Source organism: Porphyromonadaceae bacterium W3.11, assembly GCA_030434245.1.
GTDB lineage: Bacteria > Bacteroidota > Bacteroidia > Bacteroidales > Porphyromonadaceae > Porphyromonas_A.
The window spans coordinates 1-14,854 of the sequence record JAUISX010000003.1; the positions used below are offsets into that span (position 1 = coordinate 1).

The 14,854-nt window shown below is 42.3% G+C and carries 15 protein-coding genes; 5 read left to right on the plus strand and 10 right to left on the minus strand.

Features of this window, described 5'->3' with window-relative positions; translation table 11 throughout:
* Window positions 1-128: 128 nt before the first annotated feature.
* The 5 genes from QYZ87_05045 to QYZ87_05065 form a co-directional block, all read right to left on the minus strand.
* Entirely contained in the window at window positions 129-497 is a 369-nt protein-coding gene (locus QYZ87_05045) for a hypothetical protein (protein MDN4753896.1), read from the minus strand.
* 11 nt (window positions 498-508) lie between these two features.
* Entirely contained in the window at window positions 509-1,129 is a 621-nt protein-coding gene (locus tag QYZ87_05050; protein ID MDN4753897.1) for a hypothetical protein, read from the minus strand.
* 125 nt (window positions 1,130-1,254) lie between these two features.
* Window positions 1,255-2,181, minus strand: coding sequence for a recombinase family protein (locus QYZ87_05055; GenBank protein MDN4753898.1), 927 nt, complete (start codon window positions 2,179-2,181; stop codon window positions 1,255-1,257).
* Window positions 2,178-2,429, minus strand: coding sequence for a hypothetical protein (locus QYZ87_05060; GenBank protein ID MDN4753899.1), 252 nt, complete (start codon window positions 2,427-2,429; stop codon window positions 2,178-2,180). Before QYZ87_05060 ends, QYZ87_05055 begins: the two co-directional genes overlap by 4 nt.
* Window position 2,430: 1 nt before the next feature.
* Window positions 2,431-2,673: a hypothetical protein gene (locus QYZ87_05065; protein MDN4753900.1), complete on the minus strand. Its 243-nt coding sequence runs from the start codon at window positions 2,671-2,673 to the stop codon at window positions 2,431-2,433.
* Window positions 2,674-2,716: 43 nt separating this feature from the next.
* On the opposite strand from QYZ87_05065, the gene QYZ87_05070 reads away from it, so the two are divergent.
* Window positions 2,717-3,127, plus strand: coding sequence for a hypothetical protein (locus QYZ87_05070; protein MDN4753901.1), 411 nt, complete (start codon window positions 2,717-2,719; stop codon window positions 3,125-3,127).
* Window positions 3,128-3,368: 241 nt separating this feature from the next.
* Here QYZ87_05070 and QYZ87_05075 read toward each other — a convergent pair whose 3' ends face one another.
* The 3 genes from QYZ87_05075 to QYZ87_05085 are packed head-to-tail and all read right to left on the minus strand — an operon-like array spanning window position 3,369 to window position 6,689.
* Window positions 3,369-4,208 (minus strand): ATP-binding protein, encoded by an 840-nt coding sequence (locus tag QYZ87_05075; protein ID MDN4753902.1) that lies wholly within the window; start codon window positions 4,206-4,208, stop codon window positions 3,369-3,371.
* Between the two features lie 22 nt (window positions 4,209-4,230).
* Complete coding sequence (locus QYZ87_05080) at window positions 4,231-6,315, minus strand: hypothetical protein (GenBank protein MDN4753903.1); 2,085 nt, start codon at window positions 6,313-6,315, stop codon at window positions 4,231-4,233.
* A gap of 8 nt (window positions 6,316-6,323) precedes the next feature.
* Window positions 6,324-6,689: a hypothetical protein gene (locus QYZ87_05085; GenBank protein MDN4753904.1), complete on the minus strand. Its 366-nt coding sequence runs from the start codon at window positions 6,687-6,689 to the stop codon at window positions 6,324-6,326.
* Between the two features lie 122 nt (window positions 6,690-6,811).
* Between QYZ87_05085 and QYZ87_05090 the strand changes: the two genes are divergently transcribed.
* Entirely contained in the window at window positions 6,812-7,504 is a 693-nt protein-coding gene (locus tag QYZ87_05090) for a S24 family peptidase (protein MDN4753905.1), read from the plus strand.
* Window positions 7,505-7,695: 191 nt separating this feature from the next.
* Here QYZ87_05090 and QYZ87_05095 read toward each other — a convergent pair whose 3' ends face one another.
* A complete protein-coding gene (locus tag QYZ87_05095) occupies window positions 7,696-8,001 on the minus strand; it encodes a hypothetical protein (GenBank protein ID MDN4753906.1) in 306 nt (101 codons plus the stop codon).
* A 917-nt stretch (window positions 8,002-8,918) separates the two neighbouring features.
* Between QYZ87_05095 and dnaA the strand changes: the two genes are divergently transcribed.
* Both dnaA and QYZ87_05105 read left to right on the plus strand, forming a co-directional pair.
* The gene (gene dnaA / locus QYZ87_05100) at window positions 8,919-10,280 is read left to right on the plus strand and encodes a chromosomal replication initiator protein DnaA (protein MDN4753907.1); all 1,362 of its coding nucleotides are present in this window, start codon (window positions 8,919-8,921) and stop codon (window positions 10,278-10,280) included.
* A gap of 509 nt (window positions 10,281-10,789) precedes the next feature.
* The gene (locus QYZ87_05105) at window positions 10,790-11,932 is read left to right on the plus strand and encodes an IS256 family transposase (GenBank protein MDN4753908.1); all 1,143 of its coding nucleotides are present in this window, start codon (window positions 10,790-10,792) and stop codon (window positions 11,930-11,932) included.
* 345 nt (window positions 11,933-12,277) lie between these two features.
* On the opposite strand, the gene QYZ87_05110 is transcribed toward QYZ87_05105, so the two are convergent.
* Window positions 12,278-13,312 carry a M23 family metallopeptidase gene (locus QYZ87_05110; protein MDN4753909.1) on the minus strand — a complete coding sequence of 345 codons (1,035 nt, stop codon included), beginning with the start codon at window positions 13,310-13,312 and terminating at the stop codon, window positions 12,278-12,280.
* A gap of 279 nt (window positions 13,313-13,591) precedes the next feature.
* Here QYZ87_05110 and QYZ87_05115 point away from each other — a divergent pair, with 279 nt between their 5' ends.
* On the plus strand, window positions 13,592-14,734 hold the full coding sequence (locus tag QYZ87_05115) for an IS256 family transposase (GenBank protein ID MDN4753910.1): 1,143 nt from the start codon (window positions 13,592-13,594) through the stop codon (window positions 14,732-14,734).
* Window positions 14,735-14,854 lie beyond the last annotated feature (120 nt).

Here is a 14,854-nt window from a genome sequence, read left to right on the forward strand (position 1 = left end):
TCAGCTCACGCAAACTATTTGTCCTCCCATCGGAAACACTTTCGCACATCACACGTTTAAGCTCCTCTGCTTCCAGCTCTCCTGCTAGCTTATTAATCATCGCCCAGATGTCGCTATATCCTCTCATGTCACTCTCTTATGTTTAGTTGTTCGCTGACGGTGTAGGCCACCATCCTATCGTAAGGCCCCATCATCACTCCTGTCACCATCCGATAGACCATCGCCATAGTCGCCACCTCAGAGTAATTCATACTGATAGTGTACTTTTCCTTCTGACTCAGGAGACGTTGCCCGAGTCTCTGTGATAGTTGCACCAGGTTGAAGAATTTTCCCTCCTCTTCCTGAGTGAGTCCCTTTCTCGCCTCGAAAAAGGAGACAGCTATCAGTGTGACCATCGCCACACTTCTTAGTTCAGCAAAGGATAACTTCATTTTCTTTCTCTCGTGCATAATCCGCAGACGGCTGTTGTACACTGTTCTTTCTTCTATACTATTCATCGTTTCCTTTTTTATTGCTCTTTTCCCCAATAAATCTCTGCCTTCTCCTTCCAAATGTCGAACTCGCCTCGCTCACCGATAAAGCGGCCCTTACTGAAAGCCCTATACCCTTCCACCCATATCTTTAAGGAGGCATCGTACATCACACTCACTGCTTCGTTGCCTGCTGGGTTATTGCCACTGGCATGGCTGATGAAAATAAGCAGGTGCTTCGGGAAACGCTCCTTGAACTGGATGTAATCGATATAACTCATGCGGGTGTATTGAAAGGAGTCGATAATCACGATGCGTGGGCTCCGCTTTTTCTCGAGTCGCTCTCCGAGCTCCTCCATACTTTCGCTGATAATTCGTAGGGAGCCGTTCACCTCCATCATCCCAAATCGCTTGAGGGTGTTCGCCATGGTGAGGCCTGTGCCCTCCTCCAGCGAGTTAAATAGCACAATGCCATACTTGCAGAGCTCCTTGGCGAGCATCATCGTAAACGAACTCTTGCCATTGCCACTCTTGCCCCATATAATCCAAGTGCCACACTGCTCTGGCTTGCCGAAAAAGGCTTGCCACTCCTCTGACAGCTCAAAGGTTTCCAGCTTCTGATTGAGCACCTGACTCACCGATAATGCTTGCTTTGCCATATTATTCTCCTATATCGTCCGATTTATCCGTTTATAGTCGCGGATAAATCCGTTAGTACTTCCCAATAAATCCGCTAATAGACGCGGATGCCTTCCTGATGCTATTCACCATACATTTCAGCATTCTATACTGATGCTTTAGCATTTTCCCACTCATCTTTTAATAACTTGTTTATTTTATTTGCTTCCTTCGCTAATCTCTTATGCCCATGATCGCGATATAGTAGATGAAGCTCTCGTGAACCCTGCACAGTATAGTAGACCTGATCGTAAGTGTACTCTGGCATAGTTGCTGCTATCTCAGGTAACGTCATATTTGACTCGATAAGCACTTTAAGCCTATTAGTATCAATCTCTGGAGCCTCTGAGAGTAGTCGCTTACGCTCCATCTCCTCCTCCCATCTCTTCTGTCGGGCATCATAAAGTTGTTCCCAATTTTTATGAACTTTCCAAAGGACGAGACTTCGAGAAATCGTAGCTCTATCAATTCCTGTAACTCTATATATTTCGTTGATAGACACCCCATATCTGTAGAGTGTCACAATCGTATCCTTTTTCTCCTCTACGTGTTTTGCATTCGTAAACGTACCCGAATTTTTTCGTGGAGGGCGTCCTAATAACACTCCCATCTTTTTTCGTAGTGCCAAACCTTCCAGCGTTCTTTGCTGTATGAGCTGTCTCTCAATCTCGGATGCCAATCCAAACGCAAATGCAAGTACCTTAGATTGAATGTCATTACCCATGTGATACCCCTCCTTTACAGTGTGAATTTCCCCTCCCAATTTCATCACTTTATTCAGGATCTCCATTACCATTAAGAGATTTCTACCGAGCCTACTGATCTCGCTAGAAATGAGTATATCACCCGCCTCCATTTGATTAAGAAGCTCCCCTAAGTGTCTTTTTGCGTAATCAACACCACCTGATACGCCATCATCCACTACATACTCATCAATAACCCACCCCTTATCCTTCGCGTATTCATCAACCCCCTGCTTTTGACTATTTATATCCTGCTCCGAAGAGCTCACTCTTAAATAACCGTATATCATAATCCTAGTATTTCTTTTATTTTTTCTTCGTTGTTAGGTCTTTTATTTGCATAATCTGCAAGACTCTCATCCTCTTTTAAGGCACCCACCTTTTCAAGCCTTTCTATCACTTTAACGATATCAAAGACTGGTCTTTTATGCATTTTTGTTAGTTGTATATCTATATAGTTGATACTTCCTAGCTCGTGTGCGATCTCTGGAAAGCACCGATTAAACTCTTTTTTCGCTAAGCCCCAATCCAACTCCATATCACGCCCTAAGTTTCAACACACACTTTTTCACCCGCCTCAAATCAAAATCAAATTGCTCTGCATCTCTAATCACATTATTGATAGTTGATTCATTTGTTATTCCATTTCCTGACTTTCCCCATATAATCCAAGTTCCACACTGCTCTGGCTTGCCGAAAAAGGCTTGCCACTCCTCTGACAGCTCAAAGGTTTCCAGCTTCTGATTGAGCACCTGACTCACCGATAATGCTTGCTTACTCATAATTCACTATCTTTGTAGCATTATTAACTAAAACAAATTCACCATGGTACAATTAAGTATGTTTACAGAGGTTTATGTCTCAGGAGGTGCGTCCGAGCTCTCTTCCGAAGATGTTCATCTACTAAAGCAGACCCTTCAGGGCTTCCGCTACATCCTTGAGCTCTTTGGTTTTGACCCTGAACTTCTACAGGTTGGGTACAAGAACTGGGCTTTTGATTTTCGCTCTGCTCCTGAGGACGAGATACATCCACGTTTTTCAAGAGAGTGCACGCACTTTCATTGTTGGGACATTGATGTGGAAATACAGGTCGAGAATCTAAGTAAAGCCTATCGAATGTCGGCCCTAATGGAGCAGCTACACGCGTCCCTTCAGTATTGCATGCCGAAGGATAATGTTGAGGTCTCAAATCTGGACTTGCGATTGGACGGCACCCCTCTATTACCTTCAATATAAAATCAATTGTTTTAGGGTCATCAGCACTTATCGCTGATATATTTACCTCTGTTCTTTCGTTCGTCTGTATTACTTTAATATCCATAATTCACTTCTTTTTTTCTCGGAGAGTTTTTTCACGCTCTCGGAGAGTTTTATATTTTTCTTGGAGTTCAACATTTATAAATGCGGGTTAATCAGTTTCTATAAACGGGTAAATCCGTTTGTACACACGGATTTCTCCGTTTGTACACACCGTTACTCACGCCCTTAACTTCAACACACACTTCTTTACTCGTCGCAGGTCAAAATCAAATTGCTCGGCATCTCTAATCACGCTATTGATGGTGGAGTCATCGAGGATGCCATTCGCCTTGCAGATACCGTAGATATCGCTCGGAGTGGTTTTGTCCACCACATAAAACCTCCGACCAATCCTCGAGTGTAGCTCGTTGTACCCTCGTTTGTTATGTCTTAGCCCGCTATTCATACGCTTTTCGATGTAGTCGGTGCTAAGCATCACGATACCACAGTGCCCCTCGAGGTGATTATAAATGGTAACGCAATAGAGTAGGATGCTATCTATCAGCTTGTCGGCTTCGTCAAGTATCAAGACTGGGTTATTTTTATTCCTAAGCACCTCAATCAAAAATTCAAGTCGGGCCCGCAAACCACTCTCCACACTCTTCTCACCGAGGGCGGATAGACAAGCATCGAGGAAATCCGAACGCTTCATATCCTCACTGCACAACACATATACGGCATTGGCATTGCGGGCAGAGTAATTGCGGGCAGTAGTGCTTTTACCTGCTCCAGCGTCAGCCACCAACCAAGTACAGCTTGATTTATCTTGTGAGTCTTTGATCACGGCACATATCTCCTGATATGCCGCAGTCTCCACCTCCACCCATCCATCGCTCTTGGTGCAGAGCTTGGCAAATAGGCTACTCCACATCTCATCCGATATCACCTCATCTCTATTGCCTCGGATGATATCGCCAACGGTGGTGGTACCGATAGCGAGGTGGTTAGCGGCCTTTCGCTGTGAGCCTAGTCGTGCCACCAGCTCTTTAAGTTTAGTTCTAATAAGTTCTTTATTCATAATTAGTAGTAATGTTTTTATATTATAATTTCTCGATTAGTTTTCCTTTCATTTCTTGATTGGTGAGTGGTCGTACATCGGACCAATCCATCTTACTCTCTACCTTCTTAATCACCGCCAGCGATGTGGTGGCATTCTTAAGCGAAATAGTAACATCATCCACTTTGGCAAGCTCTTGTGCAAGCTCCACAGCACGCTCATTATCCGCCTTGGATGCCCCAAGCATACGTGGGTAATTGCTCTGCTGATGTTGCTGATACTTGATGTCGATGGCCTTGCCAATCGCATCCCTACGCACCCGCATCTCCTTATCCGCATCTAGGACCTTCTTGGTTAGTTCGTCATCCTTCGCGGTGCGGTCTTCTGCCGCCATAGCCACTTTAATGGCTGGGTGTAGATAACGCTCAAACCTCCACACATCGCCCTTATCCACTCGGTAGATGGCGATTTTCGTAAGGTCCAGAGGGTCATACTTCACGCCAAATTGTCGGCGGGTGTTGCTCATACGCCACTCGATATCAATTTCGCCATCGGGTGTATAGGCTTCGTAATAATACTCCTTATTATCCTCTGTAATCGTAAGCCCGCCCTGCAGGAAGGTGCTTTGCCTTGGTCGCTTCTCCCAGAATAGTTCCACATAATCTTCGGTGGTGAGCTCCATACGATCTGGATTGACCCGCTCTACTTTGTACAGCTGCTCACGGGTAAACTCGCCCTCTACCACTTGGCTATTCCACTGATGGATGCAATTACTTGTAAATTCTTTCAAGGTTTCATAGGTCGGTAATTTGTCGAGATTAGCATTAATCCACTCAAGGTTGGCTGCGCTCAGCTCACTCTTTGAAGTAATATTAAATCCCGTGAAATATGGGTAGTGGCGGAGCACACTATGTTGAAATTGACCAATCAAATTCTCTGCTGGATTAGCTTGCTTTCGGTATGGAGCCTTAAATCGAACCCCAACTTCGGTCATCTTCGAGAAAAATCCTACTCTATCAAGCTTACGCTGTGAGCTCTGATTGTCCATCACCAGCTGGAAGGGCTTCACCCCTGCTACATCCATCGCCATCCGATACGCTTGGTACTGCGAACCGAAGGCACTCTCCTGACCCAAGGACCACCCAACGCAATAGCCTGTACAGACGTCGAATATCATGTAGATATCGGTGTGGACCCTTTTACCCTCTTTATTGAGGTAGTAGATATTGAACTTCGTGCCGTCTGCCGCCCATAGGGCATTGGCGTATCTAGGCTTTTCGAGTCCGATAAGCTGTGCACCATACTTAGCATTGACTTCGCTCTCGCCCACCTGCTGTCCGAGCCACAAGGGCTTAATCGCGGGATCATTGAGATAATCACGGATGGTACTGACACTCTGGATAGTTTCCCAGCCCTTTTCGATGGCAAATTGATTGTATGCCAAGAGGGCACTATCGAAGTCATGCACATACTCACGATTGCGCATCAGGGCAATGAGGTATTCGCCTGCCTCTTGGGTGATCTTCGCCGTATTGCTGTTGCCAATTTTGCCACTAATCAAGCACTTGTACCCCTCTCGCTTATATTCGTTCACCTTCTTCTGTAGGCGGCTCATACTCTTAGGGAGGGTATGGGCGTAGTCCTGGCGTAGCTCCTCGCTATACTGGTGGAGCAATTTCCAAGTATTCGTGCGTCTGTTGTTGAGTTTATTAGTCATCTGCTGGAGCTCAGCTTGGCGGGCGATGATCGCATTCAGAACTCGGGCATTAAGCTCATATTCATCCGCGATGTGATCCTCAAGACCAACCATTTGCCCACCCAACTCATATTGGAACTCATAATTGAAGTATATTTTTGCGTCAAAATCCTCTGGAAGCCAAGCCAGTTCACCTTTAGGCTGGAGGAGCTCGTGCGGATCACCATACCTCTCTATGATTGCCGCCTTGGCTTTTTTGGGCAGGGTATCGTAGTCAACGAGGGCAGTTACACCCTCACCGTACGCCTTACGGGCATAGATCGCATTTTTGCGACGTAGCCAGCTTTTGAGTGTTTGATAATTTACGATGGGCGGCTCGCCACTCGTAAGGTCATCAAAACTCATACATATACGCCCCTGGTAATACTCCATCTTCACTATTAACGGCTTGCGATAAGTGTGGAAATTCTATTTTGCTCTCTCATGAGTTCATTGACGGTCATGTCTTTTACTTCTCGATCAACTTCACCGTCAATGATTATTTTCACAAGACCACTTTTCTTAGCAATGATCTGAGCTTGTCCACCCCACGACTGAATCATATCGCCGTTGGATTTAAATATTGTCTCCATCTCATTTTCACCACCTATTAAGACACCACCCTTTTGTATTGCTAAACTTCGTATTTTTCGTGATAAATCGGTGTTCGTCTTAAAGTTCAAAGCACCCTTTACCGTATCTGGATGCACGGAAAATAATTTAACGAGCTCGCTTCGTAATGCTCTTGTAACAACTACCTTTTTCATACCAATAAATAAATTGATTATATTTACAACCAAAACCTTAATAAGGTTTCTAAAGCAAAGATACGCAAAGTGAGAATAAAAACAAAGCAATTCGCGAAGTATTTTATATGCAATTTGAGAATATGAATAAAAGCATGATGGTTGAAGACCTTGTGAATTACTATTCAGATGGTAGTAAATCCTCATTTGCAGAGAAGATTGGAGTAAAACCACAAACAATACACTCTTGGATTTCTCGTGGCACTTTTGACTCTGAATTAATTTTCGCGAAATGCGAAAATGTATCTTCCGAGTGGCTTCTCTCTGGTAATGGAAGCATGCTCCGAGAAAATATAAAAATGCCACCCACTAACACTAAAAGACTATATACTCCAAAATTTCAAGAGTCAATTATTGAAGAACAATCTATTCCATACTATTCAATAGAAGCAACTGCAGGTGTTCTGGAGCATCTTGATAATTCTGCAGAGTACCAAATTGGGCAAATTATGATTCCTAATATGCCCAGATGCGATGGAGCAGTTTCAATCACTGGAGATTCCATGTATCCACTTCTAAAATCGGGAGACATCGTGGCATTTCAAGTGGTCCATGATATCAATAATATTCACTTTGGGGATATGTACCTTGTATCTATTAATGAGGATGGGGATACTTATATCACTGTAAAGTGGGTGAAAAAGCACCCAAGCGATCCAAATAAAGCGGTCTTGGAGTCGCATAATCCAAATTACTCACCACGAGACGTACTATTAAGACACATACACAAAATAGCCCTCATTAAATTCTCCATTCGGTACAATTCAATGGGCTAATAGGGCATGCCAACCCCCTTTATCTCCCTGCCATAATAAACGACTCGTACCCCTCAAAAATCAATCAAACGGGCACTTTGACACATACCACACTCACAATCAAGAGGTTAAGCGGTTTATTCTCAAAAAAGCAGGTATTTTGTGGGGGTACATAGTGGGTACCTTAAAACCATATTTCACCTGTTTACGTCTTAAAAAGGTGCATTTGTCCATATCCTACTTACCCAATTTGTGTGCTCAACTGCACCCCCTACCGCACCCCCTACAATCCCATTTCGTTTTGATTTAACAATTAAAAGTGCACCCCCTACTGCACCCCCTACTGCACCCCCAAGAGCAAAAATCACCGCTCGAGCATCCTCCGACCACCCCTCAAATCGCCAATAATCGGTGCTCAAAATTCGCCCAAACGACCACCATTCGACCACCCCTCGACCACAGACACAACAAAAGCGGAAAGCCAGCCCACAAGCCAGCTTTCCGCCCTTTTTACCCACAATTACGATGCTATTTCAATGCTCCAGCATCACCCGATTAACATTTACTCGACCATCCTTCGATCATCCTCCCATAAAATTAACCCAAAATCAACCAAAATATACATTTCGTTTTCTCCATCACCTCTCCACCATTCCCCCATAACACCCTATTATATAAACACATACGACACCTAAACCCCTATATTATCCAAGTACGCTTCGTTCCCTCCCCCCTAAATTTCACTGTCTAAATATTATTCAAAGTTGGACTTTCACCCTACCCGCACTCTAGGGCTAGCGAAGTATGCATATTCTTCACTTTATTTCATTCAAAGATTACTTGGAATAATTCATTGATGTCAAATTCACATTCCTTCAAAAAACAATATCTCACCACCTCAACAAAAAGATTGAAACACACTAATTATTAGAAGTTAACAGACTTTTCAGATGCAACTAAAGTCATAAATCTCTTGCTCAATTACCTTTCGAGAGAAAAAGGAATTAAGGATTATTTAGGTTTATTAAGGATTAGAGCCAGCGTAATCAAAGTGATTACATGTCAATCAGTTACAACTCCAACAAAAGGCTTATAGACTTATTATCAATAGCTTACGGCTAACTGTTTGAGAGCTACGAGGATCGACTTTTACAAGTAAAAACGAGTTTTTTTATTTGCAAATGATTAGTAATCTTTGCAGAACAGAGAGCGAAAAACTCTACGGAGGATCTGAATCAGACCATGACAATGAGGATTATTTTTGGGTCTGGCAAATGATCAGATATTGTGCTATATTATGAATTGACAGTAAACAGTAAAAGAAAGATAGATTGATATATGAAAACAGTATATCTTACTATGGGTATAACGATTTACTAATAGAACAAAATCGCTCATCTCGGGGAGGATTAAAGACATTTTTTTGATTAACAACATGAACGAACATCTTCAAAATTCTTGGGATTCATTTCTCAAGGAGGTACATACACTACTCCATTCGCAAAGGGACTTCAACTTATGGTTTGAGCCACTACGCCCCGTGGACTTAAAGGGGGATATGTTGCGAATCAGAGTACCTTCTAAGGAATATTGTCATAAGATAGAGGATGTCTATTTAGATATAGTCAAGGAGAGCTTGGAGAAAGTCTTTGGCAAAGGCATCAAACTTGAGTATGAAGCACCCAGAGCTTCAGTACAAAGACCAAGGCGTGACCAGAACTCCATGGCTTCGCAGCCAGTCGTACAAAACCATAACCTAGCGGTCGGCTTTGTCACTCACTTGGATAATAGAATGCGGATGGACAACTTCTACCAGAGCATATGTAATCGTTTAGTATGTGCTGCGGCTGAAAGTATTATTGCTAAACCTGGTGATAATGCCTTTAACCCCCTATTTGTATATGGGGCTTCTGGTGTAGGAAAAACGCATATCTTACATGCAGTTGGTAATGAATTGATTAAACGACAGCCCAACCTCAGAGCTGTATATGTACCGGCCCAAACATTCAAACAGCAATACGTAGAAGCAACTATAAAGAGACAGGACAAAGATCTATTTTTCAACTACTATCAGAACATTGATGTCCTATTAATTGACGACATCCAAGAGTTTAGCGAGGCGAGAAGTACCCAAAATGCCTTTTTCCAGATTTTCAATAATATGAAGTTACTGGGAAAGCAAATCATTATTACTAGTGATAGGGCTCCTGTGGATCTCAATGGACTTGAGGACAGACTCTTTACCAGACTAAAATGGGGATTGACTGTAGAAATTGAGCGTCCTGACGTACAGCTTCGTAAGCAAATACTTATGGCAAAGGTTCAAGAAGCTGGTGCTTCATTACCAGAGGATGTATTTCGATTCATCGTCAAGCATGCCAAGAATAATGTACGTGACATAGAGGGGGCACTGACGTCCTTATTAGCTCATGCATTATACAATAATGTGCCTCTAAATCTAGCACTTGCCGAACGTGTGCTGGCTCAGACAGTAGGTATAGATGAAGTAAAGATTAATACTCCTAGTATCATAAACACTGTCTGCGACTATTATAACATTGAGGCTAAAGACCTCATTGGAAAGAAAAGAAAAAGAGAAATAGTACAGGCGCGTCACATCGTAATGTTATTAGCAAAAGAGTATAGTGAAAGTTCTCTAGCAGCTATCGGTGCTGACCTAGGTGGTCGTGATCATTCAACAGTAATACATGGGATTAATCGTATTCAGGATGATATAGCCACAAATACAAGAGTTGCAAATGAAGTTGAGGAGATTAAAGAACTCCTTAATCTCTAAATCCCCCCCAAAAAAATAGGTCCTTAAAATACACGAGAGAGTGAGGGTTCTCCCCCACTCTCTCTTTTTATAATATGAGTATACTACACTAAGAAGCATCCCAAAAACTATTTGCCTACATATTAAACGTTGTACATGGCACGATTTCCTGAGATTTAGAGCGAAATAAGCGAGCTCTAATTATATATCACGAGTCTTAATGTAGATCGCACCTCACAAAACCCTGCCGTATATCCTCTCCATAAATGAAAACCAATTCATATTTTAGACAAAAAAAAAAGTAATAAAACTCGATGTATAAAACCATTATACCAAAGTAACCTCTTAGGTAGGTAATCCAACACGTGCATTTATTGTGGTAGCATGATTATGCTTAGCTATCACAATAATTTCTAACAAAGCATCATTCTCTTGTCCTGATACTGTCCCCAAAAAGTGTGTAAGTCCCAAGAATGTTATCTTTGAAAAGTTAAAAACAAAAGATAAACAAGAAGATGAGACTTACACAAATGCAATTTAAGGAAATTCTATCAAACGTGATGACAGAGCCAAATGGAGTTGGTCGTTTAATGGAGTTAATCATCGAAATAGCGATGCAAGGGGAGAGGGAACTGTATAAAGAAGATAGTGGCGATGTGAGCAATGGATACCGCCCCCGTCGCATCTTTGCGAGTGGTAATATGCTAGAATTACGAGTACCCCGAACTCGACAGCAGGGCTTCATGCCCTTGATTTTAGGCGTTCTCAAAGATCAAGAGAAAGAGATGGGAGAACTAGCAGGTTATCTATATAGCTGCGGTAATACGATGGAGGATATCTCTGGAGTATTCGAGCGTTTGTATGGTAAACGTTATAGTACGAGTCAAATCAATCGTCTCTCCTTATCGACCCAAGAAGCAGTAGAAGAGTGGCGTCAAAGACGTCTACCGAGGACTTTAGAGGCACTTGTTATCGATGCTACATATCTTCCTGTACGGAGAGGAGAAAGTGTGAGCAAGGAGGCATTTTTTGTAGTGATGAGTTTAGATAGCGAAGGACGTCGAGACATCGTGGGTGTCTATAATAATCCAACAGAGGGAAGCGGCATCTGGGGCGAGTTTTTTGAGGATCTAAAAAGCCGAGGACTCGAAGAGGTAGGACTAATCATTTCAGACGGGTTGAATAACATTGAAGAGGTTGCACGTGAGCACTTTACAGAAGTGGAAGTCCAGCTCTGCACGGTGCATCTACAGCGAGAAATAACTCGAAAGATACGCCCTCGAGATAAGTCAGCCATCGCAAGTGATCTACAGGAGGTCTTTAGTAAAGACGGCTCAAGAAGCTCACCTTTAGATGGCCTAGAGAGCTTTAAAAACTTTGCGTTCAGATGGCGTAAGAGCTATCCTTTTCTCACAAAAATAGCTAACGGTCAGAGGATAGAGTATTACTTCACATACCTAAAATACGACGTCAGTGTTCGCAAGTACATTCATAGTACTAACTGGATAGAACGCTTCAATAGACAGGTAAAGAAAGGGGCTCGATATAAATGTGCATTACCTAGCGTAGAATCCGCTCTACACTTGATAGGTAGTATTGCAATCAATGCAAACTATCTGAAGAAAAGAATAGGAGATCTAACTCTTGGACTTAGGAAGAACAATGAAAAGTAAATAACAACAATGTGCTTTATTTTCCAACACAAAGATATCAACCTAAAAGAATACGGCAAGGCGGTGTCTCCGCGGTGCTACGACAGCCTTGCCTTAATTCTTTATTGGTCTATCTTTAATGTTTATGGAAAACAAAGCGAAAAAATATGTAGGTTTGCTTTTCAGAGACGCATTCTGCCGTACACACTTTTGGGGACACTACCCTTGTCCTAGACTACTAAAAGTAGCATTTCATTTTTTCAACACAATGCGTCCGGAGAGTATTTATCGGTATAAGTCTATTAAATTAAAAACGCAGCGAACAAATTATCCGCTGCGTTTTTAATTCAACTATAGTGATTGACTTTATCCGTTCACACGAAGTGTCCTCCCTACCCTAAGTGTAGAACGTCTAGAGATCCCATTAACTTTACAAAGATGACTCACAGAAGTGCCATAACGACTAGCAATACCAGAGAGGGTATCACCCTTTCTAATCTTATGAACCACCACTCCATTTCCATTAGGTGTACCACTTCGCTTAGCATAGGTAGCATTCCTATTTGACCTATTGCTACGACCATTTTTAACGAACAAATAATTCTCGTTAAGAGGAATACCTGTGTTAAAATTAATCAAGTGCTCAGGATTAATAGGCTGACCCAAAAATCTTGCTTCAAAGTGCAAGTGAGAACCTGTAGATCGTCCAGTATTACCACCTAAGGCAATCGGTTCACCAGCACGAACAATCTGGTCATTCTTTACTAAATGTTTAGAGCAGTGAGCATAAATCGTTTCTAGCCCATTGACATGGCGAATCACAACGTACTTTCCATATCCTCTACGATCATACTTTACCATACGCACCTTGCCGTCAAAAGCTGCTCTTATCGTATCACCGACCTGTACTTTGACGTCGATACCATAATGCATGCGTCTAAAACGAGGACGATAGCCATACCTACTAGTAATACGTTGAACCTCGTCCAAAGGGTATGAAAACTGAGAAAGATTAATAGAAAAAGAATCGGGGATATTCGCAACGGCTCCCCTTACGAAAGGATTAACACAATCTGTACGCCAAGAATTTTCACCATACAAATCGACTGCAGGATACATCAGATCCTCCTCTGATACTTCATCACACCCTAAAGATTCATTAATTGCTGTGGCAAAATTAGAAATTTTCTTTGAATCTTTTAAGTTAACGTTATCCGCAAATAGCTGTGCTATTTCAGGAATACTGTCTCCTTTCTGTGTCACGATGTCCGTGACTCCCCCCACAGGATTTTTTCCACCTACTGTTTTACTTGTCTCTTTCTGAACTTGCACTGTTTGAGCAGATACCATTCCTACAGATAAAACGCCAGCAAAAAGTAGGCTCGCTAATCTTGTAACCATCTATGTATTTCAGCTTTTGTTAATAAATTGGTCCTCTTTTCCAAAGGCCATTTGATTATCACAAAACAGAAAGATGCCTAAAAGTGCCAAAATAAATAATCCTGAAAAAACCACTAGGCATCCCTCTTATTTTCGGTTTGTAAGATACCCAAAATTTCTCAGAACGGTAAAAAAAAAGACCACTAATAGATACTGTCCCCAAAAAGTGTGTAAGTCCCAAGAATGTTATCTTTGAAAAGTTAAAAACAAAAGATAAACAAGAAGATGAGACTTACACAAATGCAATTTAAGGAAATTCTATCAAACGTGATGACAGAGCCAAATGGAGTTGGTCGTTTAATGGAGTTAATCATCGAAATAGCGATGCAAGGGGAGAGGGAACTGTATAAAGAAGATAGTGGCGATGTGAGCAATGGATACCGCCCCCGTCGCATCTTTGCGAGTGGTAATATGCTAGAATTACGAGTACCCCGAACTCGACAGCAGGGCTTCATGCCCTTGATTTTAGGCGTTCTCAAAGATCAAGAGAAAGAGATGGGAGAACTAGCAGGTTATCTATATAGCTGCGGTAATACGATGGAGGATATCTCTGGAGTATTCGAGCGTTTGTATGGTAAACGTTATAGTACGAGTCAAATCAATCGTCTCTCCTTATCGACCCAAGAAGCAGTAGAAGAGTGGCGTCAAAGACGTCTACCGAGGACTTTAGAGGCACTTGTTATCGATGCTACATATCTTCCTGTACGGAGAGGAGAAAGTGTGAGCAAGGAGGCATTTTTTGTAGTGATGAGTTTAGATAGCGAAGGACGTCGAGACATCGTGGGTGTCTATAATAATCCAACAGAGGGAAGCGGCATCTGGGGCGAGTTTTTTGAGGATCTAAAAAGCCGAGGACTCGAAGAGGTAGGACTAATCATTTCAGACGGGTTGAATAACATTGAAGAGGTTGCACGTGAGCACTTTACAGAAGTGGAAGTCCAGCTCTGCACGGTGCATCTACAGCGAGAAATAACTCGAAAGATACGCCCTCGAGATAAGTCAGCCATCGCAAGTGATCTACAGGAGGTCTTTAGTAAAGACGGCTCAAGAAGCTCACCTTTAGATGGCCTAGAGAGCTTTAAAAACTTTGCGTTCAGATGGCGTAAGAGCTATCCTTTTCTCACAAAAATAGCTAACGGTCAGAGGATAGAGTATTACTTCACATACCTAAAATACGACGTCAGTGTTCGCAAGTACATTCATAGTACTAACTGGATAGAACGCTTCAATAGACAGGTAAAGAAAGGGGCTCGATATAAATGTGCATTACCTAGCGTAGAATCCGCTCTACACTTGATAGGTAGTATTGCAATCAATGCAAACTATCTGAAGAAAAGAATAGGAGATCTAACTCTTGGACTTAGGAAGAACAATGAAAAGTAAATAACAACAATGTGCTTTATTTTCCAACACAAAGATATCAACCTAAAAGAATACGGCAAGGCGGTGTCTCCGCGGTGCTACGACAGCCTTGCCTTAATTCTTTATTGGTCTATCTTTAAT

Coding starts and splice junctions, on each gene's coding strand:
- QYZ87_05045 (MDN4753896.1), bottom strand. CDS start 497: ATGAATAGTATAGAAGAAAGAACAGTGTACAACAGCCGTCTGCGGATT.
- QYZ87_05050 (MDN4753897.1), bottom strand. CDS start 1,129: ATGGCAAAGCAAGCATTATCGGTGAGTCAGGTGCTCAATCAGAAGCTG.
- QYZ87_05055 (MDN4753898.1), bottom strand. CDS start 2,181: ATGATATACGGTTATTTAAGAGTGAGCTCTTCGGAGCAGGATATAAAT.
- QYZ87_05060 (MDN4753899.1), bottom strand. CDS start 2,429: ATGGAGTTGGATTGGGGCTTAGCGAAAAAAGAGTTTAATCGGTGCTTT.
- QYZ87_05065 (MDN4753900.1), bottom strand. CDS start 2,673: ATGAGTAAGCAAGCATTATCGGTGAGTCAGGTGCTCAATCAGAAGCTG.
- QYZ87_05070 (MDN4753901.1), top strand. CDS start 2,717: ATGGTACAATTAAGTATGTTTACAGAGGTTTATGTCTCAGGAGGTGCG.
- QYZ87_05075 (MDN4753902.1), bottom strand. CDS start 4,208: ATGAATAAAGAACTTATTAGAACTAAACTTAAAGAGCTGGTGGCACGA.
- QYZ87_05080 (MDN4753903.1), bottom strand. CDS start 6,315: ATGGAGTATTACCAGGGGCGTATATGTATGAGTTTTGATGACCTTACG.
- QYZ87_05085 (MDN4753904.1), bottom strand. CDS start 6,689: ATGAAAAAGGTAGTTGTTACAAGAGCATTACGAAGCGAGCTCGTTAAA.
- QYZ87_05090 (MDN4753905.1), top strand. CDS start 6,812: ATGAATAAAAGCATGATGGTTGAAGACCTTGTGAATTACTATTCAGAT.
- dnaA (MDN4753907.1), top strand. CDS start 8,919: ATGAACGAACATCTTCAAAATTCTTGGGATTCATTTCTCAAGGAGGTA.
- QYZ87_05105 (MDN4753908.1), top strand. CDS start 10,790: ATGCAATTTAAGGAAATTCTATCAAACGTGATGACAGAGCCAAATGGA.
- QYZ87_05110 (MDN4753909.1), bottom strand. CDS start 13,312: ATGGTTACAAGATTAGCGAGCCTACTTTTTGCTGGCGTTTTATCTGTA.
- QYZ87_05115 (MDN4753910.1), top strand. CDS start 13,592: ATGCAATTTAAGGAAATTCTATCAAACGTGATGACAGAGCCAAATGGA.